This is a genomic window from Nocardia sp. NPDC051832, from assembly GCF_040681285.1.
Lineage (GTDB): Bacteria > Actinomycetota > Actinomycetes > Mycobacteriales > Mycobacteriaceae > Nocardia.
Genome location: NZ_JBFAYL010000003.1, coordinates 1064965 through 1084181 on the forward strand (window position 1 = coordinate 1064965; position 19217 = coordinate 1084181).

Sequence of the window (19217 nt, forward strand, 5' to 3'; positions counted from 1 at the left end):
ACCGCCTGGGGCGCGTGACCTCATGACTCCGCGCCGCTGGGGCCGCGCCGGCTCTGCCCAGGCAGCCACGGCCATCCGGTGAGATCGCTGACTCGGTCCAGCAGGCTCCGCCGGCTTCCGGAATCGGTATCGCCGACCGGGTCCTCGACCGCGTCCAGATCGGGCAGCCAGGCGGTGGCTTCGTCGAGCAGCGATGCGGTCCATAGCTTGTCGTTGTCCAAGGACAGCTGCCGCGCTTCCCGCAGATACGGCCGACCGTCGTCGCCGAGCAGATGGCAGGCCATGGCGCGGGTGGCCAGTACCGCTGCCCGGTAGGCCGGGACGAGATCGCGCGCGAGCACGGTCCGGCACAGTGCCTCGGCCTCGGCCCCGTGACCCTGCCGCACCCGGGCCAGAGCCAGGGTGGACTGGAAGAACTCGTCGCGAGGGTGCTCGGCAAGGTATCGCCGGAGTCGTACGGCCGCGCGGTCCACCGCGTCGGCCGGCACGTCCGGCCAGGTGAGCACCGACATTTCGACAATGAATTCGGTCCGCGCGCCCGCGGATTGCGCCGGCGGATCGTCCGCGTGCAGCGCGAGCAGATCGTCGAATCGGCCGTTCTGGCGCAACATTTGGGCGAGGACATGGCGGCTGGTGGTGAATCGCGGTATGCCCAGCCGATACCACCGCAGGAACTCGTCGATCCGATCGGCCCGGTCGCGGAAGTCCGGGTCTGCCACGAACCCGGCGAGATCGAAGGTGTGTGCCCGGCGGATGACGGGAATGAACAGCCGCGCACCGGCATTCATGGAGCCGGTGCGCCGATCGAAGGCCGGAACCAGGTCGGTGATCGCGCCGTGCAACGCTCCGGCGGCCAGCACGGCGCCGAGGCCGGGCGCCAACGGCAAAGCCGCCAAGACGGGAATCGACACCACATTGGTGAGCGGGCCCGCAGCGATGGTCGCGAGGAAGGCCCAGCGCTGCGTCGGCTGTACCTGGACCGCGACCGCGCCGGTGAGGATGTTCGGGGCCTTCTGGACCATCCGTGGTCCGAGCACCGCGGCTGTGCTGAACTGCGCGAGGAGGAAGAGGAACGCCGCGAGCATGACGCCCGCGAAGTAGAGGCCCAGAAGCGTCAGCACCGACCGCGCGCTCACCTCCCGGCCGTCCGCGAACCAGAAGTAGCTCGCGATCGGCAGCGCGACCAGCGCGCCGAGGCCCTCCATCGCGAAACTTTTCGCACCGCCCTGCCAGAACCCCCGCATTTCGCTCCCCATGCGCACAACGGTACCCACGGGGTCCGACACGGGCACACCCATTTCGCCGGTACTGTTCGCCGAGAATCGTGCCGCTCGAATCGGTGCGGGGAATGCGGAAGCCGGTGCCGGCGTTGGGAGAAGTTATGTCGGAGCGACTGACGGTCATGGCTGTGCACGCCCACCCTGACGACGAAGTCCTCAACACCGGAGGTGTTTTCGCGCGCTACGCCGAGGAGGGGATCCGCACGGTCCTGGTTACCTGCACCAACGGTGAGCAGGGCGACGGGCCCGAGGGTGTGAAACCCGGTGCGCCGGGCCATGATCCGGCCGCGGTGGCCGCGCAGCGGCTGGGCGAGCTGCGCGCGTCGGCGGCGCTTCTCGAGATCGAGCACCTCGAACTGCTGGGTTATCAGGATTCGGGAATGGACGGCTGGGACGCCAACGCCGATCCGCACGCCTTCGCCAACGCGCCGGTGGCGGCCGCCGCCGGCGAACTCGCCGCGCTCATCGAGAAGTACCGCCCGCAGGTCATCGTCACCTACGACGAGAACGGCGGCTACGGCCACCCGGACCATATTCAGGCGCACCGCATCACGGTCGCGGCCACCGAGTCCACCGGTATCCCCGCCAAGCTCTACTACGCGGTCGTGCCACGCGAAGCCACCCAGGAAATGTTCGCCGCCGCCAAGGCCGGCGGCATGGACATGGGCGATTTCGAACCCCCGGCCGACTTCGGCACCCCGATGGCCGAGATCACCACCGTGGTAGACGTCGCCGGCTATACCCGCCGCAAGGTGAAAGCCCTGGAAGCACACGGCAGCCAAGGCGACAGCGGCTTCTTCCTCGGCATGCCCGAGCCGATCCAGGACCTCATCCTGGGCACCGAATATTTCGTCCGGCACTACAACCGGATCGCCGACGCCCCCGACCAGGAAACCGACCTGTTCGCCGGTCTGCGCTGAAACCCGTTCTGCCGGTTGACCACTGCTCGTAAGAGCCGTCGACGGGCTGCCTTCGAGATCGACTCTGTTGCAGCAGCGTTCACACAGAATTCAGAACGCCGAGTTGACAAGTTGTCCATCGGCAGCGACAGTGTTTGCGACTGCCGATGCGGCGGGCTGTTCGATGGGGATCGGGGGAGTCAAATGCTGGTTTATCGGAACAAGGCGCTGCCCGTCTCGGGTATCAGATTTCAATGCGAGGTGCTCCCATGACGGGTGGGTTCTATAATCATCTGGACGATCCAGACGAGTTCTGGGACGAAAAGCCACTCGGCGTGTCGAAGTCCCAATCGGTCAATAAAATCGACGTCTCGCCGCCGAATCCTTCCGCTTCCTTCGGTGCGGCCCCTCCGACGTCCACAAGCCGTTCTGAAAATGCGGCTTCGAATTCACTTTCACGTGCAGGTATGTTCGAGATGACCCTCGACGACCGCCGCCTTCCAGTGCATGTTTCGGTCAAGCGCAATATTCATAGCAGTCTTGATCCGATCCATTTCTCTGCCGCGGCGATGACTGGATACACTATTGCGCTGTGGAAAAAGCTTGCGCCGTCGATCGTCCAGAGAGATGTAGCAGCGGCCAGTACCCTCCCCTCTCGGCGGGCCAAGTTCATCGCGCTCCTCAACGCTAAGTCGGCGGCGGAGTTCGAGGTTATCGAAAACGCCACGTGGGGAAATTGCAATTTTATCGGAAGCGGCCCTACCACAATAACCGGGCAGCCCTCGGTAACTGCGGAAGCTGGTCTCGGAAGTGTAAGTTCCATCCATATCGACCCGCATTGGGCGGCCACTGCTCGGCCATCGGACATCGCACACGACATCGTGCAATGCGCAGACCAAATCCGCCAGCAGCGGCCCACCTTCCACGAAGAAGGGGGATCCTGGGCGCATCTAAGTGACGATGAGCTCGAGAATCAAGTCAGAGAATATCGCCAGTTTTTGACCAGGAGCCATTGATGACAGATTTCTCAACAGACCTCAGCGCCTTGTACACCGCCGCCGATGCATGGAGCGATGCCTCGGGAGTCCTCACCACCGCGGCCGCCGCGGCAGAGGCAATTAGGGTCAGCCACGCCAATGTGCAGTGGGGGGTGTTTCAAGACAGCTGGAACGCTTCGGTCAATGCTGCCGACTATATGAAAAATAGGCTGACAGAGGGCAGTACCGAGGCGGCCGCGATTGGAAATGTGCTGCAGCATGTAGCAAAGGTTTACCACGAGCAGGATGAGAACTTCAAAACCGCTATTGTTAATGTGACGACGGATTAGGCAATGACAGCACCAGCAAGTCAGACCACAGTAACTCTCGAGACGCTCAGGCAGACGCTGACGGACTTCTCTGCGAAAATCGACGAAATTCGCCAGCAGCCCGACAAGGTCGACGAGGCATTCAAAGCGGTTGCTATCGCAATGTCGGCCGGCGAGGGCGGTCTGTTAGGTCCGGTATTCGCCGTTGCGGGCGGTGTCTACGGTTGGATAACCGAGGACGACCTTTCGGGCTACTGCAGCGAGAACAAGGAGAAGATAAAGAAGGGTATCGAGAAACTACTCGAGGAGCTGGCTGATGCTATCGAGGCACTGCAAGCCCCAATTGCCTTTCTGCAGACCAGCGATGACTGGCGTGTCCTGGGTACAAAAGTCAGTGACGCGCAGAACGACGAGTTCGCACGCGGTGATCTGACGGGATTCTGGTACGGTGAAGCCTTCAGTGCCTATATGAATTCCAGAGGGCTTCAGGATGCGGCATACAGTTCGGCCGTAACGGCTTGCGGCCAGGTGGCCGACGGCATGAGCGCAATCGCGAAGGCCGCCTGGGATTTCTATACAGAAGTTGTCAAGGAGCTTACGGAGTTTATTACAAGCTTCGTTTCCGCCGTTGGAAAGATTGCCGCCGTGGTTTCCGTTATGGAAGGCGTGGCGGACTGTATCGATTTGCTCAAAATTATGACCGACAGTGCAGTGAGTCTTTTCAAGACTTTCACAACGACGCTGATGACGCAATTTGATGTGCTTTCGAAGATCACCGCTGCGATGAACAACCCGAAAGGTATGGCCAACAATAAATGGCCGGGAAGTTCGTCGACTACTTTCAACACCGACAAACCGACTCAAACCGATTGGCGGGCTACGGAGCGGCCTGCGTCATGAGAATTCGAATGTCAGCTACGGTCGCGATGCTTGCACTGCTCGCGACAGGCTGCGGAACTCTGCGCGCAGATAAAGACGTCGAGTTATCGTCGGGTAGCACCCACACGGCACAGGAACTCTGCGAATTCCCGACACGTTTTTTCGCTACCCAGCTCGAGCTTGATAACCTCCGATCCGAGGTTCTTCATGCTGGATCCAAGGATAAATCTCAGGCGATCGGTTTCACGAAGGTCTGCGGATATTTTACGGCGGATTCATCGCATATCGGTGACATCATGCTCGGTTATTCAGCGCCTGCGAGCGCCCCGACTACATCCCAAAGTCTGCCGAATCGAACGCTGACGATCGACGGAGTAACTGTTTTCGAGTTCCCGAGGCCGGTGTTGTCGCCTGCGGGGCCTTCGGGAAGTGCCCCGGTCGAGCTTGTTGCTGAAATCGATGGATGGGAGGGGCGATTTTATTTTCCGGGGGGAGATGAGCCCGCGATACAGGCAGCCGCAAGGATGCTTCTGGACATGATCAAATCGTTGAGGGGATAACCCCGATCCGGGCTGCGCTGAGGGTGGCTATCGGCTGGGTGCATGGCGGTTACGGGTCGCGTCGCGCTCGCTGATGGCCTCACCGACCATGGCGCGCACCGCATCTCGCAGTCCATAGAGCGGGTGATGGCCGGCCGGGCCCGCGCCGGGGTCCTCGCGTAGTTCCTTGATCAGCGACCAGCACAGCGCCAGCATGACCAGCACGAACGGCAGGGCGACGAGGATGGTCGCCGTCTGCAACGATTTCAGGCCGCCCGCGACCAGCAGGACCGCCGCGACCGCGGCCATGAGCACGCCCCAGGTGACGACCAGCCAGGAGGGCGGGTGCAGGGCGCCGCGGCTGGTCAGCGAGCCCATGACCAGCGAAGCGGAGTCGGCGCTTGTCACGAAATAGGTCATGATCAAAATCATCGAAACCCATGAGGTGACGGTGCCCAACGGCAGCGCGTCGAGCATGCCGAACAGCGCCGCCTCGGCGTCGGCGGCGTGCTGGGTGAGATCGGCCCGGCCGGTCGCGGAGAGCCGGATCGCGCTGCCGCCCATGATGCAGAACCACACTGCGGTCACCGCGCTGGGCACCAGCATCACGCCGACCAGGAATTCGCGAATGGTGCGGCCGCGGGAGATGCGCGCGATGAAGGTGCCGACGAACGGCGCCCAGGACACCCACCACGCCCAGTAGAAAATGGTCCACGCGCCCAGCCAGTCCGGGTCGGCGTAGGCGCTGGTGCGGGTGGCCATGGGCAGCAGATTGAACAGATAGTTGCCGATGCTGGCGGGCAGGCTGTCGAGGATGTAGACGGTCGGGCCGAGCACCAGCACGAACAGCATGAGCAGCGCCGCCAGCCCGATGTTCACCGTGGACAGCCACTTCACGCCCTTGTGCAATCCGGAGAACGCGGAGACCACGAAGGCGGCGCCGAGCGCGGCGATGATGATGAGCTGCACGGTGGTGGTGTCGGGAACGCCCGCGGTCAGGTGCAACCCTTTGGCTACCTGGAGGGTGCCCAGCCCGAGACTGGTGGCGGTGCCGAAGACGGTCGCGAAGACCGCAAGCAGATCGATGCTCTGCCCGACCCACCCGCGGGCCCGGCGTTCGCCGATCAGCGGCACGAAAGTCGCCGAGAGCCGATTGCCGCGCCCCTTGCGGAATCCGGCGTAGGCGAGCGCCAGGCCGACCATGCCGTAGATGGCCCACGGAGTCAGCGTCCAGTGGAACAGCGAATATTGCAGCGCCGTCTTGGCCGCCGCGGTGGATTCCGGCGCGATATCGGTGGCCGGCGGCGGCTCGACGAAGTGCTGCAACGGTTCACCGACGCCGTAGAACATCAGCCCGATGCCCATGCCCGCGCTGAACATCATGGCGATCCAGGCCAGATTGCTGAACTCGGGTTCGGAATCGTCCGCGCCGAGTCGGATCCGCCCGAGCCGGCTGACCGCGACCACCACGCCGAGCACCAGGAACACATCCGCCGCTACGACGAACAGCCAGTCGAAATTGCTGAGGATCCAGCTCAGCGCGGTGCCCGAAGCGGACTCGAAACTGTCCGCGCCCGCGGCGGCCCAAGCCGAGATCGCGATGACCACGCCGACGCCGATGGCGATCAGGCGCAGGTCGGGCGTGGGCGGCTGCTCCGGCTTGTCGATACCCATGGCCCGCAACTATCCCGGACCGCTAACAGTTGGTTATCTCGACGCGCCGAGATTGCGGTCGGTTCCGGCCAAACCGGAGCGGCGCGCGTATCGAACTCTCCAAGAGCCCGGTTCAGCGAGATCGACGTTCGGAGCCCCTGTCATGGCGGACCCGCAGAGTTCCCACACCGCGAGCAATGACCCCGCGCACGCGCGCGATCTGCCCCAACTCCTGGCCGCTGTCGCCGCCGGCGACCGCGACGCCTTCACCCAGCTCTACCGCCGCACCCAATCCCGGGTGTTCGGGCTGGCGCTGCGGATAGTGCGCCAGTACGCGGCCGCCGAGGAAGTCACCCAGGAGGTATATCTACAAGTCTGGAAGGCCGCCGGACAGTACGACGAGCGGCTGGCCAGCCCGCTCGGCTGGATCATGATGCTCACCCATCGAAGATCGATAGACCTCGTCCGCGTCGAAGCCCGGTCCAGTGCCCGCGAATCCGCCTACGGCTTCCGCAATCTGGGCCGAGAGCACGACACCGTCGCCGAAACGGTCGCCCAGCGTCTGGAAGAGCAGGCGATAGCCGACAGCCTGCGAACCTTGACCGCCGTGCAACGAGAAACCCTCACCCTGGCCTACTACGGCGGATACACCTACCCCGAGGTCGCCGAATTCCTCGGAATCCCGCTCCCCACAGTCAAATCCCGCATTCGCAACGGCCTGCGACGGCTGGAGCTCTGCTTGGTGTGAGCCCGTCAGAAACACACGTCCGGGGCGGTTGTGTGAACAACGGGGAGGTTCAGATGAGCGACTTCGTCCCGGTCGCCGTCCCCTCGACCGGCAAGCCCGGCACCGGCAGCTTCGGCTTCTAGAAACGGCGAGGCCGGAGCTCGCAGTTGACCATCGGCGTGCGGCGTCACGCCGATGGTCACCGTGCTGCCGGCCCGTGTGCGGCGCGGGATGCCATAGTCTCCGAAAGGTGGTGCTGCCTGGAGCGATCCGGCGCAAGCGTGCGGCCTGGGGGCCCATGATCAGGTGGTAGGTTGCCTAGTTGGGTGGCGGGACGCTTGATTGTTGATGAAGGGGTTGGGGATGAGATTGACAGCGGGGATTATTGGTCTCCTCATTGCGGTCGCCGGGGCGGTGATGATGTGTTTCGCCTATATGGCACAGCATGATTTGCGCGATGAGTCGGCCCGACTGACACGAAATCTGGGCTGGAGTTGTCAAGCGAACCGGGACCGCCCAGAGGTGCAGGAGTGCACGTGGGGCTATTGGGACTCGCCGACCAATAGGACCGCTGGCGAAGACATCAGGCCGACCCAAGAACGAACAGGTGAGCTCATCAGTAATGTCGTGCTGATCGGCGCCGCGCTCTTCGTCGGTGGTCTGGTATTGACGGGCGGGGCGCTCGCCAGTGCTGGACGAAGCCCAGCCACGCCCGTGGCCGCACCGCCTCAGCAGCCGTACGCCGCCGCGGCGGCGCCATGGCACGGCCCTTCGTAAACCGAGTCAGCACGTGAGTGGCTGATGCGCACAGCTCGACCGGCGGATGTGCAAGGCTGAGTGCATGAATCGATTGGCCAGTGCGACATCGCCCTACCTGCGTCAACATGCCGATAACCCGGTGCATTGGCGGGAGTGGGATGCTGCCGCGCTGGCTGAAGCGGCGCAGCGGGATGTGCCGATTCTGTTGTCGATCGGTTACGCGAGTTGCCACTGGTGTCATGTGATGGCGCATGAGTCGTTCGAGGACGCGGCTACGGCCGCGGTGATGAACGAGAACTATGTGTGCGTCAAGGTGGATCGGGAGGAGCGGCCCGATCTGGATGCGGTGTATATGAATGCCACCGTGGCGATGACCGGGCAGGGGGGCTGGCCGATGACGTGTTTTCTCACGCCGGCGGGGGAGCCGTTCTATTGCGGGACGTATTACCCGAAGGTGGCGCGGGGTGGGATGCCGTCGTTCACGCAGTTGCTTGCCGCGGTGACCGACACGTGGGAGAACCGGCGGGACGAGGTGGACAAGGCTTCGGCGCAGGTGGCGGCGGCGTTGCGGGCGCAGGCGGCGGGGTTGCCCGATGCTGATCTCGCGGTGAACGCGGAACTGCTGGATCACGCTGTCGGGGCGGTGCTGCGGGATGAGGACCGCGAACACGGCGGATTCGGTGGGGCGCCGAAGTTTCCGCCGTCGGCGCTGCTGGTGGGGCTGGTGCGGAGTTGGGAGCGCACGGCGAATCCAGAAGTGCGGGGTGCGGTGACACGGGCCGCCGAGGCGATGGCGCGGGGCGGGATCTACGACCAGTTGCGGGGCGGGTTCGCGCGGTACGCCGTCGACGCGGCCTGGGTGGTACCGCATTTCGAGAAGATGCTGTACGACAACGCTCAATTGCTGCGCGCCTACACGCATCTGGCGCGGGCGGAATCGAACCCGTTGGCGGAGCGGATAACCCGCGAGATCGTGCAGTTCCTGGTCGATGATCTCGGCACCGAGCAGGGTGGGTTCGCGTCCGCGCTGGACGCCGATACGCATCTCGAGCCCGAGGGGCCGGGCGTCGAGGGCGCTACCTACGTGTGGACGCCCGCCGAGCTGGCCGGTGAACTCGGTGCAATTGATGGCGCCTGGGTCGGTGAGCTTTTCGGCGTGACGACGGCAGGCAACTTCGAGCAGGGCACCTCGGTCCTGACGCGCTACACCGATCCTGATGATCAAGCGCGATTCGACGGGCTCCGGGCAGCTTTGGTGAATGCCCGGGACCGGCGTCCACAACCGGCTCGCGACGACAAGGTGGTCACCGCCTGGAACGGTATGGCGATCACCGCGCTGGTCGAGGCGGGTTCGCTGTTCCAGCAGGAAGATTGGATCGCCGCCGCCGAGCGGTGCGCGCGTTTCTTGTTGTCGGAGCACGTGGTCGACGGTCGGGTGCGCCGCGCCTCGCTCGGTGGGGTGGTAGGCGCTTCGCCCGGTGTTCTCGAGGATTACGCCTGGCTCGTCACCGGCCTGCTGGCGCTGCATCAGGCTACTGGCGAAATCGAATGGCTCGAGCATGGACAAGCATTGCTGGACAAGGCAATCCAGCACTTCGCCGACCCCGAAGTAGCGGGCAGCTGGTTCGACGCCGCCGACGATGCGGAAGTCCTCGTCACTCGGCCACGCGACCCCGTCGACGGCGCCACCCCCGCAGGCGCTTCCGCCCTCGCCGAAGCCCTGCTCACCGCTTCCGCTCTCAGCGCCCCCGAAAAGGCCGTGCACTACCGGGAATTGGCCGACATCACCCTCGCCCGCGCAGCCGTCGTCCTGGCCCGCGCCCCACGCTCGGCAGGCCAGTGGCTCACCGTCGCCGAGGCTGCACTGGCCGGTCCGCTCCAGGTCGCGATTGCCCTGCCTGCCGACGACCCCAGCGCCGCAAAGGAATTACTGAGCACTGCACACAACGCAGCGCCCGGCGGAACGGTAATCATCGCTGCCGCCCCGGATTCGGTGCCGCTACTCGCCGACCGCCCTACCGTCCACGCACAGCCCGCCGCCTACGTCTGTCGAGGCTCGGTCTGCGATCTTCCGGTAACCAGCGCCACAGACCTTCGCACGGCCCTGCAACGCCGGTAGCGCCCCAAGAGAGCTCATTTGCACGTTGCTCGGGCCGGGTTTGCTCGTCCAGGCCCGCCCGGCGCACTCAACTGGGTTGGCCGGACGGCGCTCATTCGTCGGGGTTGGTTTGGGCGGGCTCGCCTTGTGCGGAGTGCCGGGCTTTCGGCCTTTCGCCATCCCGGCGGCAGCGACGACGGCGTTGATCGACAGCCCGCGCAGTCTGCGGTCGTCCGCGACGTGCACACCCGCGTCCAGTAGCGCGGTCCGGGCCCCACTCGCACGGATCTTCGGTGCCGCTACTCGCCGACCACCCTGCCTCAGCGCAGCAGTGAGCGCGAAGTCGGCGCGAGGAACAGCTGCTCGGTCGGCGCGGACACCCGCTTGTTCAGGTCCGGTAGTACCGTCTCGGTCCACTCCGGCGACGCTTCCAACGTGTCGAGATAGGTTGTGCGCGTGGCGGTGTCGGGGAACAGGGCGAACCATACGAGTACCGGTCCGGTGCGAATCGGGAGCTGGGTGAAATCGTTGGGGCTGGGATCGGTGACGTACACGCCGATCGGTGTCAAGCCGAGAGCCGGGCGCACCCGGCTCTCGAAGAAGCCGGTGAACTCGGCAGGATCGCCCGCCACGTGATGGATCACCGCCAGTGCCCTGGACTTCGGTAGTTCCGCGGCGTCGATCGACGGGCGCTGCCCGGTCAACCGGAATGCGGACGCAGCGGTCGCGGGGCGCAGGAGCCGCGCATTCGTGGTGTCCAGCATGGTCGCCCGAGCGGCCGGGGCATGCGTGCGCCAGGGCATCCCGTCGAGATAGAACGCGCGCAATGCGGCGGTGCGCGCGGCGATGTCCCGAAACGCGCGGAGCCACACGAAACGGTCCGGATCCGACTCGTCCCGGAACTGCCCGGCGACACGGATCCCGACGTCCTCCTGCGTCTCCACCAGCTCCCGGTCGAACAGATCGATCATCGTGTCGCGCATCCCCGGCCGCAGCGTGTACTGCCGCAATTCGACCAGGGGCCAAGCATTTTCCGTCATGTGCCGACCCTGTCAGCCACGGTGCCGCCCTTCGAGTAGGCGAGTGGCCGACATTCGTCAATATCTGGCCATCGGCGGATCAGGGCCCTGCCGGGGCCGAGTCGGTCTCGGTGACGAGCGTGCGGATCTCGGTGACCGGCCCGCGCTCGATAGCCGGGTCGGCCGTGCCGGACGGTGTCGCCGGAACCGCGTCGGGCGCACCGTCTTCGACGATGTGTCCCGAGTAGTCGACATCGCTCCAGCAGGAGGTCGGTTCGGGCATCCCGCGCAGCTGGATCCGTTGGTAGAGCTGCCATTTCGCTTGTTCGTGCGGTGCCGCGGCCTCGATCACCGAACTGCTCACCAGGATTCGGCGCGGCACCTCTTTGGCCTCGGTGGTCAACCGGGCGGCCTCGTTCACAGCGTCGCCGATCACGGTGTATTCCAGCCGCGTGTCGGAGCCGACGTCGCCCGCGAACACCTGCCCGCGGGCGACCCCGATCCCGATATCGAGTTCACCACTGGCGAGCACCTCGTCCCGGATCCGCCGGGCCGCCCGCAACGCCGGAGTCGCGTTGTCGCCCAGCGTGATCGGCGCGCCGAAGATGCAGAGCGCGGCGTCACCCTCGAACTTGTTGACCAGTCCGCTGTTCTCCTCGGTCGCGGTGACGACGATGGTGAGCAAACGGTTCAACTTCGCGACGAACTCGTGCGGCGACAGCCCGGTGGACAGCGCGACCGAACCGGTCACGTCGACGAACAGCGCGGACACCTCGCGCACGTCGCCCTTGAGGTTCACGTCCTGCTCGGCCAGCGCCCGCTCGGCCACTTCGGCGCCGACATGCCGGCCGAACAGCGCCCGCATCCGCTCTCGTTCCCGCAGATTCGCGGCCAGTTCGTTGACCGAGTGCTCCAGGCGGCCGATCTCGCTGGTGCTGCCGATCGGCACCCGGACATTCAACTCGCCCTGGGTGATCCGATCCAGCGCCTGGCGCAGCATGCGGATGGGGGAGGCGACCGCCAGCGCGAGCAGCGCCGTCGCCAGCGCGCCGACCGCCAGTCCGACCGCGGCCAGGTAGATCGCGGTGCGAATCCGGTCCTGCGCCGCGGACGCCGGATCGGCGAGCACCACGATGAGCATCATCATCGGCAGCGCGCCCGCCACCGCCCAGCTGAGCACCAGGCGCACCAGCACCGACGAACTCCAGTGCATGGTCGCGCCGAGCACCCGCGCGAGCACCGGAATGGTGGGCCGGATCAATCGATCCACGACGAGGAAGGTGATGCCCGCGGATTCGAGCGCGCCGATGGTGAACAGCGCCGCGGTGATCCCGCGGTCGTCGTGCACGGTGACGTGGGTGAACACCGCGGCGGCCACGATCACGCCGGGAATCCAGATCGCCAGTGCCCGCATGGTGATGGCGAACGGCAGCCGCAGCAGCCGCCGCGCCTCCTCGGGCGTCGGTTTGCGCGACTGATCGAGCCAGCCGAAGTAGACGCTGCGGTCCCGGATGGCGAGCGCGACTCCGGCCAGGAAACCGATCGTCGGATAGATCGCCACCAGGGCGAGGGTTCGCATCCAGTTCTCGCCGAGCTTGTCGAAGAAGTTGCTCAGCCAGAGTTCGGTGACGATGACCGCCAGACCACTGAGGTTGGCGGTGATCACCACCGCCGCCAGACCCCAGCGCGCCCGCAGCGCCCACAGCACCAGCTTGGCGATCGCCCGGCGCGCCCGGTTCCTCGGGAGCGGGGGGTGCACGGTCAGCTCACGAACACCGGCGCCGGTGCTCGCGTCGTCCGTGCCCTGCTCTGCCATCGCCTGTGCCGTCCGGTCGTCGAAGTTTCGCTGCCGACTTTATTGCGCCGGACCGGTGGCAGGTGTGCGGACACCGAACTTTCAGCGCAGAACGACCATCCAGATCGCGATGTAGTGGGTCAGCGCCGCCAGCACCGTGGCGGCGTGGAAGAACTCGTGATGCCCGAACACCGCCGGCCACGGGTTGGGCCACTTGGTGGCGTAGAGGATGGCGCCGCCGCTGTAGATCAGCCCGCCGATCAGCAGCAGGATGAGCGGCGCGATACCGATTTGGGTATGCAGTTGACCGGCGACCGGCACGATGGCCCAGCCGAGCAGCAGATACAGCGGCACCCCGACCCAGCGCGGCGCGGTCGGCCAGAGCAGTTTCAGCGCGACGCCGGCCAGGGCGCCCGCCCACACCACCGCGAGCAGGATCTTGCCGGTCCGGCCGGGTAACCCGAGCAGCGCGAACGGGGTGTAGCTGCCCGCGATGAACAGGAAGATCATCGAGTGGTCCGCGCGCTTCATCTGGATGCGCTTCTGCACGGTCGGCCAGGTCACCCGGTGGTAGACCGCGCTGACGCCGAACAGCAAACAGACGGTGAGCCCGTAGACCAGCGTCGACCAGCCCGCGGTCGCCGAGACGGTAGCCGCTTTGGCGACCAGCACCGTGCACGCCACGGCGGCAATGCCGACCGCCCAGGTGTGGATCCACCCGCGCATGCGCGGCTTGACCAGTGCGTCGACCAGGGTTTCTCCGGACTGCGCAAGTTCGGTGGCAGGGCCTGATTCGGACACGAGCAATCTCCTAGTTGACTGGTGAGTAACCTACGGTACCGTAGGTTTGTCTATGGTGCCAGTGCACGCCGTCGATGCCGCGATCGGGCCGGTGGGGCGTAGGGTTGGACGCCGTGGAGTTCCCGAGTCGGGTGCGTGGCCTGCCCTACCGCATCTACGAGGCCCGGCTGTCCAAGCAGCTGGCCGGCAAACAACATCCCAGACACGTCGCCGTCATGTGCGACGGTAACCGCCGCTGGGCCCGGGAGAACGGTTTCACCGATGTGAGTCACGGCCATCGGGTCGGCGCGCTCAAGATCGCGGAGCTGGTCGGCTGGTGCGCCGAGGTCGGGATCGAGATGGTCACCGTCTATCTGCTCTCCACCGAGAACCTGCAGCGCGATCCCGAAGAACTGGAAACCCTCTTCGAGGTGATCACCGACGTCGTCGAGGAGTTGTCGGCGCCGGAACAGAATTGGAGCGTCCGGATCGTCGGCAGCCTGGAGGGGTTCCCGGAGCTGATCGCCAAGCGCCTGCGCACCGCCGCCGAACGCACCGACGGGCGCGACGGCGTGCACGTCAACGTGGCGGTCGGGTACGGCGGCCGGCAGGAGATCACCGACGCGGTTCGCAAGCTGGTGCGCCAGGAGATCGCGGCGGGGGAGCACGGCGAGGACCTGGTCCAGTCGATCACCGTCAACGCGATCGGGCAGCACCTCTACACCTCCGGTCAGCCCGATCCGGACTTGGTCATCCGCACCTCCGGCGAGCAGCGACTGTCCGGCTTCCTGCTCTGGCAGAGCGCGTACTCCGAGATCTGGTTCACCGAGGCCTACTGGCCGGAGTTCCGCCGCGTCGACTTCCTGCGCGCGCTACGCGACTTCGCGGCGCGGCACCGCCGCTTCGGCGTGTAACCGGTACCTCGGGTCCCGGGTTTCCGCCGTTTTCCCGTGCCGGGCTGCCCGGTTCGCGTAACTTCCGATTCATGGACGAGCCGGCGCCCTACATCAGTTACGAGGACTTCGGCCGCCGCTTCCTCGAATACGCGGTCTCCGAGGCGCGCATCCTCGCCGCCTTCAGCCAATTGACGGGCGCCGCCTTCGATTTCGGCCCGATCGGCGTCGGCCCCGCCCGCCTCGCCAAGGTCACCGCCAACGTTCAGCTCGGCGAACCCCGCCTCACCCGCTATCTCGACGAGCTGATCACCTTCGAACTGGTCATCCCGCTCGCCCTGGACATGCTCATCGACCTCACCGTCGACCGCCACACCTTCGACGTAGCCGGCACCCTGCACCTGCACCTGACGGCCCGCACCGCCGACCCGCTGCGCATCCTCATCGACATCGCCGAACCCCGCCCCAGCGATGTCCGCATCAACGTCGAAGCCGACACCCTGCGCGCCCAGCTCCTGCGCATCTTCGCCAGCGTCGACCACGAAATCCGCCGCTTCGTCGCCAGATACATCGCCAAGGAAATCCGCAAACCCCACATCGCCGCCGCCCGCGACATCGATGTGGCGGCGCGGCTGGACGCGGCCTGGAAGCTATAGCACTACGCCGGGCCCGAAAATCCACAGCAGAAACGCGACGGCCGCCCAGCCCCCGGCCAGAAATCCCGCCGACTCCGGTCGCAGGCGCGGGAACCGCAGCCACACGAGGGCCGAGAGTGCGAGGGTGACCAGCGGCGCGGTGCGTTCCTGCCAGGGGATCGGCAGGAAGTCGTACTCGTAGGCGTACAGCACGAAGAACCACCACCCCAGGAAGATCGACAGCGCCACGGTCGCGACCCGGAGCGCGAGGCCGAGGATCCGCCGCGGCGTCGAAGGCCGTGTTTCCTGTTCGGACTGTGTCATGGCTTGTTCCAATTCAGTACGGGCCGGGAAACCAGTCGTCCCAGAGCATGTCGTAGAGCAGGATGAGATCGTCGGAGGAGGGGTACGTGGCCGGCGACAAGGGTTCGGGCCAGGGCGGGCGGAGCGGAGCCGCGGGGTGGGGTGGCTGCTCGGCTGCCGCGGGCGGGGGATAGACCCGCCGCGCCGGCTCCGGATCTTCGAGCACGACCGCGTAATCGTCGTCATCGTCCAGTGCCGAGACGAAGGGCCGAATGAGGTGCCCCATCGAATCCTCGAACAGCTCAACGGGTTCCGCATCGTCGGACTGGTCCACTGCGGAGTCGTCGTCGACTTCGGCCGCAGCGTCCGCCGGAACCTCGGGTGCCGCCTCGGCCGGTTTCGCGCCGACCTCCACGGTGACCGACTCGTCGGGGGTAGCCGCCGTGTCTCGGGCCTCCGCCAACGCGCGCTGTAAGCGCTCGACCTCCCCCATGACCCCACCTTTCGTTTCACAGGCAGCTTAGGCCGTTGGTGTCCGCGAAGGTGTTGAACAGCAAGGTCTTTCGCCGCTCACCCGAGCCGGATCGCGGCTCGGAGGCCGCCCTGTCCGGATCGGCCACAGCGCACCGGTGGGGTAGGGCGCGGGCCGAAGCTGTGAGGGTCCTGAGAATCGTGGGATGAAAACGAGCTTTGGCTCACACTGTTCGCTTTCTCGCTGGATCCGTGACATGGTTGGTGGGTGAGTACGGGCTCATTGAAGTGATTTGTCCGGCTCATCTACAGAAAAGAATGAATACCAAAATGGCTCAAGGCAGTGTGAAGTGGTTCAACAGCGAAAAGGGCTTCGGCTTCATCGCGCAAGACGGTGGCGGCCCTGACGTCTTCGTTCATTACTCGGCGGTGGCCGGCTCGGGATTCAAGTCCCTTGAAGAAGGCCAGCGCGTGGAGTTCGAGGTCGGCCAGGGACAGAAGGGCCCGCAGGCCCAGGACGTCCGCGCCATCTGATTTCAACTCAGCTTGGTAAAGAGCCCCGCACCCCCAGGGTGCGGGGCTTTTGCGTGGTCAGAGCTTGCGCAGGCGGATCCGGTTGATGCTGTGGTCGGCGTCCTTGCGGAGCACGAGGGTGGCCCGGGGGCGGGTCGGCAGGATGTTCTCCACCAGGTTGGGGCGGTTGGTGGAGTTCCAGATCTCCTTGGCCGCGGCGGTCGCCTGGTCGTCGGTGAAATTCGAGTAGTGGTGGAAGTGCGCCTTGGGATCGGCGAAACCGGTCTCGCGCAGTGCGAGAAACCGCTGGATATACCAGTTCTCGATGTCCTCGATGCGGGCGTCGACGTAGATGGAGAAATCGAACAGGTCCGACACCATCAGGCGCGGACCCGTCTGCAGTACGTTCAGACCCTCGACGATGAGGATGTCGGGCTGGTGCACGCAGTGCAGCTTGCCGGGCACGATGTCGTAGGAGATGTGCGAGTACATCGGCGCGCACACCTCGGCGGCACCGGACTTCACCTCGGTGACGAAGCGCAGCAGCTTGCGGCGGTCGTAGCTCTCCGGAAACCCCTTGCGGTGCATGATGCCGCGCCGGGTCAATTCCGCTGTGGGGTAAAGGAATCCGTCGGTGGTGATGAGATCCACGCGCGGATGATGGTCCCAGCGGGCGAGCAGCGCCTGGAGCACGCGCGCAGTGGTGGACTTGCCGACGGCCACGCTGCCGGCGACGCCGATCACGAACGGAACTTGCTGGTCCGGGTGCTTCTCCCCGAGAAAGGTCGCGGTCGCGGCGAACAGTCGCTGCCGCGCGGCCACCTGCAGATGGATGAGACGAGCCAGCGGAAGATAGACCTCCGCCACCTCTTCGAGGTCGATCTGTTCGCCCAGGCCGCGCAGGCCGATCAGTTCTTCCTCGGTGAGCACCAGGGGCGTCGATTTGCGCAGTGTTCGCCACTGCTTGCGATCGAATTCCACATAGGGGCTGGGCTCGCTCATTTTCGCCACAGTATTAACCCGCCCCGCCTGCTCCGCAGGCTGCCATCCCCCTGGCGGCTGCGCTCCCATTCGGACAACACTCACGATCGCCCGGCAGGCTCCGTGAGTTTCGGTCTAGCTGTCGCCGCATGGACGAATTGTCCTCTGCCGCACAAGTGTGTGAAACGGGGGGTACCGCTACCGGCTGGTAACCGCAGGTGGCCCCGGCTCTCAGCCACTAGGGTTGACGGGCATGGAAGCGCATCCCCTTGTGACCGAATATCTGCGGATCGGCCTGGCCTTCGATCGGCTCGAGGAAGGTTTCGTCGACGCCTATACCGGTGACCCGGAGTTGCGCCGCGCCGTCCAGAACGCCCCCGCGCCGGAACCGCGCGACCTCGCGCGCCGTGCGGCCGGGCTGCGCGCCGAGCTCCCGGACGCGGGGCTGGCGCCCGAGCGCACCGAGTTCCTCGACGTCCACCTGCGGGCCCTGGAAACCTCGGGCCGCAAGTTCGCCGGTGACGACATCGGTTTCGTCGAGGAGGTCCGCGACTATTTCGACGTCGACATCGCCCCCGGCGACACCGAGCACTACCGCGAGGCGCACCGCCTGATGGACGAGGTGCTGCCCGGCGACGGCCCGCTGGCCGAGCGGGTCGCCGCGCATCGTCGCGCCGACGAGATTCCGCCGGCCCGGTTGCAGGTCTGCGTCGAAGCCTTCTCCTCCGCGCTGCGCGAGCTGGTCCGCGACCGTTACCCGCTGCCCGACCACGAGCACGTCACCTACGAGGTGGTCGGCGACAAGCCGTGGTCCGGATTCAACTACTACCTCGGCAACTACCACTCCCGCGTCGCGATCAACTCCGATCTCAAGCAGCACATGGCGAATCTGCCGAGCTTGATCGCGCACGAGTCCTACCCGGGTCATCACACCGAGCACTGCCGCAAGGAGGCCGGACTGGTGGCGGCCGGGCAGGCCGAGCAGACGCTGTTCCTGGTCAACACCCCGCAATGCTTGATGGCGGAGGGCCTGGCGGACCTGGCGCTGCGCTCGATCGTGGGGCCGGGCTGGGGCAAGTGGGCACAGGAGATCTACGCCGATCTGGGCCTGCGCTTCGACGGCGACCGCGCCGAACGCCTGGCCACCGCCTCGGCCGCGCTGCTGAGCGTGCGGCAGGACGCGGCGCTGCTGCTGCACGACCGGCACCGCGACGAGACCGAGGTCGCGGAATTCCTCCAGCAGTGGACGCTGGCCACGCCGGACCGGGCGCGGCAGTCGTTGCGATTCCTGTCCTCACCGCTGTGGCGGGCCTACATCAGCACCTACGTGGAGGGCTACAAGCTGCTCGGCGGCTGGCTCGATCAGGCCCCGGACGCCGCGGATCGCGCGGACCGGTTCCGCCGGCTGCTCGACGAACCGCTGACGCCCGGCGCGATCCGGCGCCAATGACCGAAAGGCCCGGCGCTTGGGGGCGCCGGGCCTTTGCGTCGCGAATTCTCCCGCGCTACTGGATGACTGCGCAGTTCCCGCCGGAGGAGATGGTGCACACCAGCTGCGACAGCACGCGCAGCAGGCCTTCGAGCGGGTTGGAGGGTACGGCGACCAGGTTCAGCATGAGTGCTTCCTTCGTAATCGAATGGAGATAACTTGCACCTGGTGAACCGGTGGTCACACCCCATTCCGTTA

At 65.8% G+C, this 19217-nt stretch carries 20 protein-coding genes; 12 read left to right on the plus strand and 8 right to left on the minus strand.

Annotated elements, in window-relative coordinates; all coding sequences use genetic code 11:
- Window positions 1-20: 20 nt before the first annotated feature.
- Window positions 21-1256: a hypothetical protein gene (locus AB0M14_RS22595; RefSeq protein WP_364997958.1), complete on the minus strand. Its 1236-nt coding sequence runs from the start codon at window positions 1254-1256 to the stop codon at window positions 21-23.
- A gap of 125 nt (window positions 1257-1381) precedes the next feature.
- On the opposite strand from AB0M14_RS22595, the gene AB0M14_RS22600 reads away from it, so the two are divergent.
- The 5 genes from AB0M14_RS22600 (at window position 1382) to AB0M14_RS22620 (ending at window position 4924) form a co-directional block, all read left to right on the plus strand.
- A complete protein-coding gene (locus tag AB0M14_RS22600; protein WP_364997960.1) occupies window positions 1382-2200 on the plus strand; it encodes a PIG-L family deacetylase in 819 nt (272 codons plus the stop codon).
- A gap of 248 nt (window positions 2201-2448) precedes the next feature.
- Window positions 2449-3195 (plus strand): hypothetical protein, encoded by a 747-nt coding sequence (locus AB0M14_RS22605; protein ID WP_364997962.1) that lies wholly within the window; start codon window positions 2449-2451, stop codon window positions 3193-3195.
- Entirely contained in the window at window positions 3195-3506 is a 312-nt protein-coding gene (locus AB0M14_RS22610; protein WP_364997964.1) for a hypothetical protein, read from the plus strand. The genes AB0M14_RS22605 and AB0M14_RS22610 overlap by 1 nt, the downstream gene beginning before the upstream one ends.
- A 3-nt stretch (window positions 3507-3509) precedes the next feature.
- Window positions 3510-4385 carry a hypothetical protein gene (locus tag AB0M14_RS22615; protein ID WP_364997966.1) on the plus strand — a complete coding sequence of 292 codons (876 nt, stop codon included), beginning with the start codon at window positions 3510-3512 and terminating at the stop codon, window positions 4383-4385.
- Window positions 4382-4924, plus strand: coding sequence for a hypothetical protein (locus AB0M14_RS22620; RefSeq protein WP_364997968.1), 543 nt, complete (start codon window positions 4382-4384; stop codon window positions 4922-4924). Before AB0M14_RS22615 ends, AB0M14_RS22620 begins: the two co-directional genes overlap by 4 nt.
- Before the next feature lie 27 nt (window positions 4925-4951).
- Here AB0M14_RS22620 and AB0M14_RS22625 read toward each other — a convergent pair whose 3' ends face one another.
- A complete protein-coding gene (locus tag AB0M14_RS22625) occupies window positions 4952-6577 on the minus strand; it encodes a BCCT family transporter (RefSeq protein WP_364997970.1) in 1626 nt (541 codons plus the stop codon).
- Between the two features lie 142 nt (window positions 6578-6719).
- On the opposite strand from AB0M14_RS22625, the gene sigK reads away from it, so the two are divergent.
- The 3 genes from sigK (at window position 6720) to AB0M14_RS22640 (ending at window position 10161) form a co-directional block, all read left to right on the plus strand.
- Complete coding sequence (gene sigK, locus AB0M14_RS22630) at window positions 6720-7304, plus strand: ECF RNA polymerase sigma factor SigK (protein WP_364997972.1); 585 nt, start codon at window positions 6720-6722, stop codon at window positions 7302-7304.
- Between the two features lie 342 nt (window positions 7305-7646).
- A complete protein-coding gene (locus AB0M14_RS22635; RefSeq protein ID WP_364997974.1) occupies window positions 7647-8060 on the plus strand; it encodes a hypothetical protein in 414 nt (137 codons plus the stop codon).
- A 64-nt stretch (window positions 8061-8124) separates the two neighbouring features.
- The gene (locus tag AB0M14_RS22640; RefSeq protein WP_364997976.1) at window positions 8125-10161 is read left to right on the plus strand and encodes a thioredoxin domain-containing protein; all 2037 of its coding nucleotides are present in this window, start codon (window positions 8125-8127) and stop codon (window positions 10159-10161) included.
- A 299-nt stretch (window positions 10162-10460) separates the two neighbouring features.
- Here the strand turns inward: AB0M14_RS22640 and AB0M14_RS22645 are convergent, their stop codons facing one another.
- From AB0M14_RS22645 to AB0M14_RS22655, 3 genes are all read right to left on the minus strand, one after another.
- On the minus strand, window positions 10461-11180 hold the full coding sequence (locus AB0M14_RS22645) for an NIPSNAP family protein (protein ID WP_364997978.1): 720 nt from the start codon (window positions 11178-11180) through the stop codon (window positions 10461-10463).
- 79 nt (window positions 11181-11259) lie between these two features.
- Window positions 11260-12975 carry an adenylate/guanylate cyclase domain-containing protein gene (locus AB0M14_RS22650; RefSeq protein ID WP_364997980.1) on the minus strand — a complete coding sequence of 572 codons (1716 nt, stop codon included), beginning with the start codon at window positions 12973-12975 and terminating at the stop codon, window positions 11260-11262.
- An 81-nt stretch (window positions 12976-13056) separates the two neighbouring features.
- Complete coding sequence (locus tag AB0M14_RS22655) at window positions 13057-13680, minus strand: hemolysin III family protein (RefSeq protein WP_364999016.1); 624 nt, start codon at window positions 13678-13680, stop codon at window positions 13057-13059.
- 149 nt (window positions 13681-13829) lie between these two features.
- Here AB0M14_RS22655 and AB0M14_RS22660 point away from each other — a divergent pair, with 149 nt between their 5' ends.
- A complete protein-coding gene (locus tag AB0M14_RS22660) occupies window positions 13830-14648 on the plus strand; it encodes an isoprenyl transferase (RefSeq protein ID WP_364997981.1) in 819 nt (272 codons plus the stop codon).
- Window positions 14649-14719: 71 nt separating this feature from the next.
- On the plus strand, window positions 14720-15283 hold the full coding sequence (locus AB0M14_RS22665; RefSeq protein WP_364997983.1) for a hypothetical protein: 564 nt from the start codon (window positions 14720-14722) through the stop codon (window positions 15281-15283).
- Here the strand turns inward: AB0M14_RS22665 and AB0M14_RS22670 are convergent.
- Window positions 15278-15586 (minus strand): hypothetical protein, encoded by a 309-nt coding sequence (locus AB0M14_RS22670; protein WP_364997985.1) that lies wholly within the window; start codon window positions 15584-15586, stop codon window positions 15278-15280. The two genes, AB0M14_RS22665 and AB0M14_RS22670, sit on opposite strands and share 6 nt — an antisense overlap.
- A 13-nt stretch (window positions 15587-15599) precedes the next feature.
- Window positions 15600-16058, minus strand: a complete 459-nt coding sequence (locus AB0M14_RS22675) for a hypothetical protein (protein WP_364997987.1) — start codon at window positions 16056-16058, stop codon at window positions 15600-15602.
- Window positions 16059-16366: 308 nt separating this feature from the next.
- On the opposite strand from AB0M14_RS22675, the gene AB0M14_RS22680 reads away from it, so the two are divergent.
- Window positions 16367-16570 (plus strand): cold-shock protein, encoded by a 204-nt coding sequence (locus AB0M14_RS22680; protein WP_364999018.1) that lies wholly within the window; start codon window positions 16367-16369, stop codon window positions 16568-16570.
- A gap of 57 nt (window positions 16571-16627) precedes the next feature.
- On the opposite strand, the gene coaA is transcribed toward AB0M14_RS22680, so the two are convergent.
- Window positions 16628-17560 (minus strand): type I pantothenate kinase, encoded by a 933-nt coding sequence (gene coaA / locus AB0M14_RS22685; RefSeq protein ID WP_364997989.1) that lies wholly within the window; start codon window positions 17558-17560, stop codon window positions 16628-16630.
- A 223-nt stretch (window positions 17561-17783) separates the two neighbouring features.
- On the opposite strand from coaA, the gene AB0M14_RS22690 reads away from it, so the two are divergent.
- Window positions 17784-18980: a DUF885 domain-containing protein gene (locus tag AB0M14_RS22690; protein WP_364997991.1), complete on the plus strand. Its 1197-nt coding sequence runs from the start codon at window positions 17784-17786 to the stop codon at window positions 18978-18980.
- Window positions 18981-19217: the final 237 nt, after the last annotated feature.